This is a genomic window from Anaerovorax odorimutans DSM 5092, assembly GCF_000426305.1.
Lineage (GTDB): Bacteria > Bacillota > Clostridia > Peptostreptococcales > Anaerovoracaceae > Anaerovorax > Anaerovorax odorimutans.
Genome location: NZ_KE384518.1, coordinates 208,142 through 214,754, shown reverse-complemented (window position 1 = coordinate 214,754; position 6,613 = coordinate 208,142). Strand labels below are relative to the sequence as shown.

Genomic DNA, 6,613 nt, shown 5'->3' with positions numbered 1-6,613 from the left:
GAACCATTGAAACATGTTTGGAAAGCTGTTGTCATGTTATAATGGTTCCTATGATTGAAACAGCGTTGCTGAGAGGTGGGAACCATTGAAACATGCTTGGACAGCTGTTGTCATAGTTTTAATGATTCTTATGATTAATAATAATAAATAGATAATATGAAACGTGAGCTGATAAAAGAATATTTTATTTGAAAAATTTTAATTAATATGATAAAATTGAAAGGCTATGAATATTTATAAAGAATCTTTAATGGAGGAAGCATTAAAGGAGGCTGAAAAAGCTTTTTCAATAGGAGAAGTACCTATAGGAGCCATTATAGAAAAAGATGGAAATATTATCGGCAGAGGTTATAACAGAACAGAATCTATGAAGGATCCAACAAGTCATGCTGAAATTATTGCAATTAAAGAGGCCGCTGCAAATTTAGGAGGATGGCGCCTTTTAGACTGTAATATGTATGTAACTATGGAACCTTGTTCAATGTGTGCCGGTGCTATTGTCCTTTCACGTATAAAAAAAGTGTATATTGGTACTATGGATAAAAAAACAGGGGCGTGCGGTTCACTTATGAATATTTTACAAGATGATAGATTAAATCATTATGTGGAAATAGAAACCGGAATTAAACAAAAACAGTGTGAAGAGATAATGAAAACTTTTTTTAAAAAACTAAGGAAGAAGAAATCGGAGGAGTAACTATGAGAAGAATAGGCATAATATTAAGCCTTTCAATTTTAATCGTAATATTTTCCTGTTCAGCATGTTTTGCTTCAGGGCTTGAGCTTGTTGACAGCTATCCCAAAGATGGAACAGGAGGGCTTCAGCCGATAGGTGTGGCATTTAAATTACATTTTAATGAAGATGTAGCAAAGGAAGATATACAAAAGGCGAATAAGGCATGTATGGAGTTAACAGGAAAAGATAAAAAACCTATCTCACTAAAACTTCTACATACGGAGTCAAAGCCAAAGGATCTTTTGGTAATTGTAGATAAGGACTTAGAGCAAAATTCAAAGTATACATTTACTCTATCCGGTGATTTTCAATCATCAAATGGAGATAAACTTGGCGAAGATGTTATTATTAATTTTGAAACAAGAAATACAAAAACAGATATGAATGTAAATATGCTTATAATGGGTCTAATGGTTGTAGCTATGTTATTCTTTTCCTCAAGGGCTATGAAAAGGCAGATGAAAAAAGAAGAAGAAGAAAAGAATGAAGCTGACAAAGTTAACCCTTATAAAGTAGCAAAAGAAACAGGGAAATCAGTTGAAGCAATAGTTGCAAAAACTCAAAAAGAGAAAGATAAAAGAGAAAGAAGAGCTAAAAGAAGCTCTGAAAATATAGAGATAGAAGAAGAAAATCAGGCACAACAAAATAATGACCCTAATGTAAAGAGAGTTAAAAGGGCAAAGCCTATTTCGGAGACAGGAAGTACTTATATAACAGGAAGAAAAGCAGAAGCAGAAAAAAGAAAATCTAAAAGTACAAATCCTAAAAATATGACGGGAAAGAATAAAAATAAAAAGAAAAAATAAGAGAAATAAAATTATAAAGTGGGCGAAGTCATTCGCCCGCTTTTTGCAAGAAGGGGAATAATATGAACTCAATTGTATTAAAAGCTTATGCTAAGATTAATCTATCTATTGATGTATTAGGAAAACGTTCCGATGGCTATCATGAAGTACTTATGGTTATGCAGCAAATTGATTTATATGATACGGTAAAAGTTTATTACGAAAATTTAGAATTTTCAGATGATAAAAACTTACAAAATCAAAAAAATAATATTATAATTAAATTAGGAACAAATTTAGAATACCTTCCTACAGATGATAAAAATATAGCTTATAAAGCAGCTTTATTGATGTGTGAAAAATATAAGAGAGATTCAGGAATCATAACTATAGATATAGATAAAAAAATACCTGTGGCAGCTGGTCTTGCAGGAGGTAGTGCAAATGGAGCAGCGGTAATTCATGCCTTATCCAAACTTTGGAACTTAAATTTAAATATTCAAGATCTTATGGATTTAGGAAAACAATTAGGAGCCGATGTACCCTTTTGCATTATGGGACAAGCTGCTTTAAATACAAATTTGGAATTTTTGAAAGAAGAAGGAAAAATAGGGACTTGTGCCATAGCGTCGGGAATAGGTGAAAAGCTTGAAGTAATAAATGGGCTTGCTGCATGGGTAGTGCTTTCAAAACCTCCTATTAGTGTAGTAACTGCTAAAGTATACAAAGAGCTTAAATTAAATGAAATTACTAAAAGACCAAACACAAACCAACTCGTTAAAGGTTTAAAAGAAAACAATTTTTATAAAATTTCGAAAAATTTGATAAATGTACTTGAAAGTGTTAGCTTAAAAGAGTATCCTGTCATTGTGTATACAAAGAACAAATTTGAAGAGATACAAAAAGGACATAAAGCACTTATGAGCGGTAGTGGTCCAACAGTTTTTTCTCTATATTTCAATAAGAATAAGGCAAAAAGAATATATAGTAAATTAAAAGAGATTAATGATGAAACCTTTTTAGTCAAATTGCTATAAACAGAAAGGAGAAAATTTTATGTTAAACTTTGATATACAAAGTCACAGACCTCTACGAGAAATCGTATACGAAGAATTAAGAAGTTTAATTTTAACAGGGAAAATTAAGCCTGGAACGAGGATGATGGAAATTGAACTGGCAGAAGATATGGGGGTAAGCAGGACACCAATAAGAGAAGCCATTCGTAAACTTGAAAAAGAAGGATTGGTTACAATTGAGCCGAGAAAAGGTGCTTATGCTTCAGAAGTTTCTGTCAAAGATATGGTAGACATTCTTGAAGTTAGGGGTAATTTAGAAGGTCTTGCAGCTTATTTTGCAGCTACCAGAATGAATGATACAGAAAAACAAACTCTCTTATCTATTTCTGATGATTTTGACAGGGCAGTAGCAGCAGGAGATATGGCAGGAATGATCAGCAGTGACACGAGATTTCATCATTATATAGTAGAATGTTGCAAAAATAATTATCTTATGCATATGGTAGAACAATTGCAAGAACTAGTTCTAAGATTTAGGTATATCTATTTTAAAGATTTTAAAAGAGCAGAAGAAATGCCTGCAGAACATAAAATTATTTATAGCGCAATTTTAAATTGTGAAGAGGAAACTGCAAGATTTGGAGCAGTAAATCATATTGATAAATTAAAAGAAATGATATTAAAAGATGAAAGTTTCGAATAAAATTTTATGCCTATAAAGGGGAAAATTACAATGAAACAGCAAAGTTATATTGCTGTTTCATTTTTTTATGGAATAACAAGCCTTTTTGATGAATACACTGTAACAATTGATTTTAGGTAAAATAGAGGGGGAAATAACCATGACATACGAAAAAAAACCATTTGAGTATGAAAATATTCCTGATTATGCATTAAAACCCGCTCGGGAAGCACCAGATATAGATAATAGTGAAGCAGATCAGTTTGACCCAACAGCTTACGATAGAATTTTAGGTGCATCAGAGTCGGTTATAAAAGAACATGAAATTCCAGCTTTAAATCTAGACTCGAATTTAAGTAACAATATTGCCTCTGTTTCTCCTCCTTCAATGGAGAAACTTGTAAATGAAAAAATAGAACCAATTAAAGAAATAGAATTGATGCCGCAAAAAATATCACAAATAAAAATAGACGAGGAAATAAAAGTAGAAGAAAAAGAAAAGCCGGAACCTATAGAAGAAATTAACACAGCAGAAAAAGTTATAGCAGAACGTGAAGAAAAAAATAATGTAGAAGCAACAGCTAAGGTAGAAACCATAGAAGAAATACAAGAGGAAAAAACAATGGCGGCAATGCCGAAAGAAGAAATAGAAGCAGAAGAGACAATAAAACCTGAACCTGTGGAGAGTATTAAAGCTGAAGATCCAAAAGATGCAGAATCTATGGAAGAAACTACAGCTGATACAGTTTCAAATTCAGAAGAAGAGCCAGAGGAAGTTCCGGTATCAGCACCTCCAAGAGAAGAAGAGCCAGAGGAAGTTCCGGCATCAGCACCTCCAAGAGAAGAAGAGCCAGAGGCTGTTCCGGTATCAGCGCCTCCAAGTAAGGTAGCACCGGTAAAAATTATTCCATTGGTTGGATCATTAGAAAGCAGTAAGTTAAAACTTGTAGATATTAAAGATAAGCCGAAAACAAAGGTATACATAGAAGAAGATATACTCGTACCGGATGTTAAACCTGATTTATCTACAGTACTTGCAGTAGATGGAAAAATTAAATTATCGGAAAAAGAAGTTTCAGTAAGCCAAAATGGAGCCGATTCTGTAAAAGTTACAGGTGATTTAGTTGTAGAGACACTATATCTTCCTGATACAAGTGATAATGGAGATCAGATTATAAGCATTGAATCAAAGCTTCCGTTTAAGAGCGAATGTAATGTAGGAGCCGCACCATACTCAAATCTTGTGATAACACCACAAATTGACAGTATTGAATATATAGTTATTAATGAACGTAAAGTCAGAATAAAATCTGAAGTTACGTTAGGGTTAAAAGAATACGGTAATTTGGACGTAGATCTTTTCGAAGGCGTAAAAGGCGAAGAAGTTCAAATGTTGAAAGAAAAAATTCGTGTTACAGACGTGGCATTAAGAAAATCTCAGACAATGGAAGTCAAAGAAGAATTAGCTTTAAAAGAGTCCATGCCCGAAATTGATACAATTTTAAAATCAGATATTAATGTAGTAGAAAATCATAAACAGATATCAAAAGAAAAAGCAGTAATTAACGCATCTATTTATTGTAATGTTATGTATTTAGGTAAATCACAAAAAGAATCTTTAAAATCAAGCGAAGAAAGTGCAGAAATTCCACTTGAACCTGTTCTGTTCCAAGGAAAGACAGAATTTACTCAATTTATAAAACTATCAGATGATATAGATACAGAAAGTAAAAATTTAGTGGGAAGCAAGGTTGATTTTGATATAAATAGCTTTAGTTTAGCTAAAAAAGAAAGTGAGGACGGAAAAGCAACAAGTTTTGATCTTGAATCCATAATTGATACATCAGTAGAGCTTTATCAAAATATAGAAAAGGAAATTGTTACAGATGTATATCATAACGTAAAAGATATACAGTATGAGACTGAAGAATTAGGTCTCATGTCCCTGAGCGGCAGCGGTGCTTCTGAAGTATCCGTAAGGGAGATAATCAATGTTCCTGAAAAAAATGGTGCGGTGGATCGAATTGCATATATGTCCGGAGATATTAAAGAAACAAATTCAATAGTAGATGAAGGCAAAAGTATTGTTGAAGGATTAGCTACTATTAATCTTATTTGTATTGCAGAGGATGAGAACAAAACTGCATTTAATTTAAAAAAGGAAATACCATTTAGAAGCAGTATCGATATACCGGGAGCAAAACCGGATATGCAAAGCAGCAATCAACTTACATTAAAAGATATTTGGTTTGATAAAATCAATAATAGACAGATAGAAGTAAATGCAGGAATTGCTTTAACCACAACCGTGTCAAAAGAAGAAAAGCATAAACTTATTAAGAATGTTAGCTTTATTGAAATGCCAGAGGGAGACCATACAGCACCTAGTATTATATTATATATAACAAGAGACGGAGATAATATTTGGAAAATCGCTAAAAAATATAGAACTACAATAGATGAAATTAAAAAAATAAATGAATTAGAATATGCCAATGAAATTAAACCGGGAACAAAACTACTTATCGTATCAAAGAGTCATTAGTAAAGGTTATAAAATTATTAAATTTAAAGTATTGCATAAAATTCAATTATTTTTGTATAAAAAACCTCTTCTTGGTAAAACTTAAAATAACAAAACAATCTGTGGGGAGGATTTTTATGGAGATTAGGAGAAAGCAAATTATAATATTTGCATTAGTTATTATAACAATACTTTTATATACCAGCTGGAATGTTTACAATAAACAAAATTCATTGAGCAATGAAGATTTTATTCGTTTTCATGTTATCGCAAATAGCGATACTAAAGAAGATCAGGCATTAAAATTAAAAGTCAGAGATGGCGTATTGGTTAAAGTAAACAAAGATTTAGCTGTAGAAGCTATGGCAAGGCATGATGGAAATTCTGATATTGCCAATTTAAATATTGAACAATCCAGGGAGTACATAAAAGAAAATTTAAAGGATATAGAAACAGCAGCAGAAGAAATCGTAAAAGAGAATGGCTATGATTATACAGTAAAGGCTGAACTTGGAGTACGCTGGATTCCGGAAAAGACATATGGAGATGTAACTTTTCCTGCCGGAAATTATGAAGCTTTAAATCTTATAATCGGAGAAGGCAAGGGTCAAAACTGGTGGTGTGTGCTATTCCCTCCATTATGCTTAATCGGTGTATCACAGCCAACTGAAGCAAACCCTGAAACTGCAATTAATACTGATTGTATTGATGCGAAATATGATGTGATCTTAAAAAATGATGGAAAGCCTGTAACTTTAAAATTAAAATTTAAATCATTAGAATTAATTGATGAACTAGATAGAAAATAAATTAAATTATAATACCTTAGAGAACAAAAGTGACCTTAAGGGGTCACTTTTCTTTTTCCTT

At 32.2% G+C, this 6,613-nt stretch carries 6 protein-coding genes; all 6 read left to right on the top strand.

The features are described from left to right. Positions 1–226 precede the first annotated feature (226 nt). The 6 genes from tadA to spoIIR all read left to right on the top strand — a co-directional run bounded on the left by tadA (position 227) and on the right by spoIIR (position 6,552). Positions 227–697, top strand: coding sequence for a tRNA adenosine(34) deaminase TadA (gene tadA / locus K292_RS0113720; RefSeq protein WP_027400312.1), 471 nt, complete (start codon positions 227–229; stop codon positions 695–697). Positions 698–699: 2 nt separating this feature from the next. Continuing rightward, positions 700–1,542 (top strand): Ig-like domain-containing protein, encoded by an 843-nt coding sequence (locus K292_RS0113715; RefSeq protein ID WP_027400311.1) that lies wholly within the window; start codon positions 700–702, stop codon positions 1,540–1,542. A 62-nt stretch (positions 1,543–1,604) separates the two neighbouring features. Then, positions 1,605–2,558, top strand: a complete 954-nt coding sequence (gene ispE, locus K292_RS0113710) for a 4-(cytidine 5'-diphospho)-2-C-methyl-D-erythritol kinase (RefSeq protein ID WP_027400310.1) — start codon at positions 1,605–1,607, stop codon at positions 2,556–2,558. A 19-nt stretch (positions 2,559–2,577) separates the two neighbouring features. Next, entirely contained in the window at positions 2,578–3,240 is a 663-nt protein-coding gene (locus tag K292_RS0113705) for a GntR family transcriptional regulator (RefSeq protein ID WP_027400309.1), read from the top strand. Positions 3,241–3,379: 139 nt separating this feature from the next. Continuing rightward, positions 3,380–5,764: a DUF3794 and LysM peptidoglycan-binding domain-containing protein gene (locus K292_RS0113695; protein ID WP_027400308.1), complete on the top strand. Its 2,385-nt coding sequence runs from the start codon at positions 3,380–3,382 to the stop codon at positions 5,762–5,764. 116 nt (positions 5,765–5,880) lie between these two features. Continuing rightward, positions 5,881–6,552: a stage II sporulation protein R gene (gene spoIIR / locus K292_RS17295; RefSeq protein ID WP_051280771.1), complete on the top strand. Its 672-nt coding sequence runs from the start codon at positions 5,881–5,883 to the stop codon at positions 6,550–6,552. Positions 6,553–6,613 lie beyond the last annotated feature (61 nt).

What these genes read in the sequence shown, in the direction of transcription:
- tadA (WP_027400312.1), top strand. Translation starts at nt 227, where the DNA reads ATGAATATTTATAAAGAATCTTTAATGGAGGAAGCATTAAAGGAGGCT.
- K292_RS0113715 (WP_027400311.1), top strand. Translation starts at nt 700, where the DNA reads ATGAGAAGAATAGGCATAATATTAAGCCTTTCAATTTTAATCGTAATA.
- ispE (WP_027400310.1), top strand. Translation starts at nt 1,605, where the DNA reads ATGAACTCAATTGTATTAAAAGCTTATGCTAAGATTAATCTATCTATT.
- K292_RS0113705 (WP_027400309.1), top strand. Translation starts at nt 2,578, where the DNA reads ATGTTAAACTTTGATATACAAAGTCACAGACCTCTACGAGAAATCGTA.
- K292_RS0113695 (WP_027400308.1), top strand. Translation starts at nt 3,380, where the DNA reads ATGACATACGAAAAAAAACCATTTGAGTATGAAAATATTCCTGATTAT.
- spoIIR (WP_051280771.1), top strand. Translation starts at nt 5,881, where the DNA reads ATGGAGATTAGGAGAAAGCAAATTATAATATTTGCATTAGTTATTATA.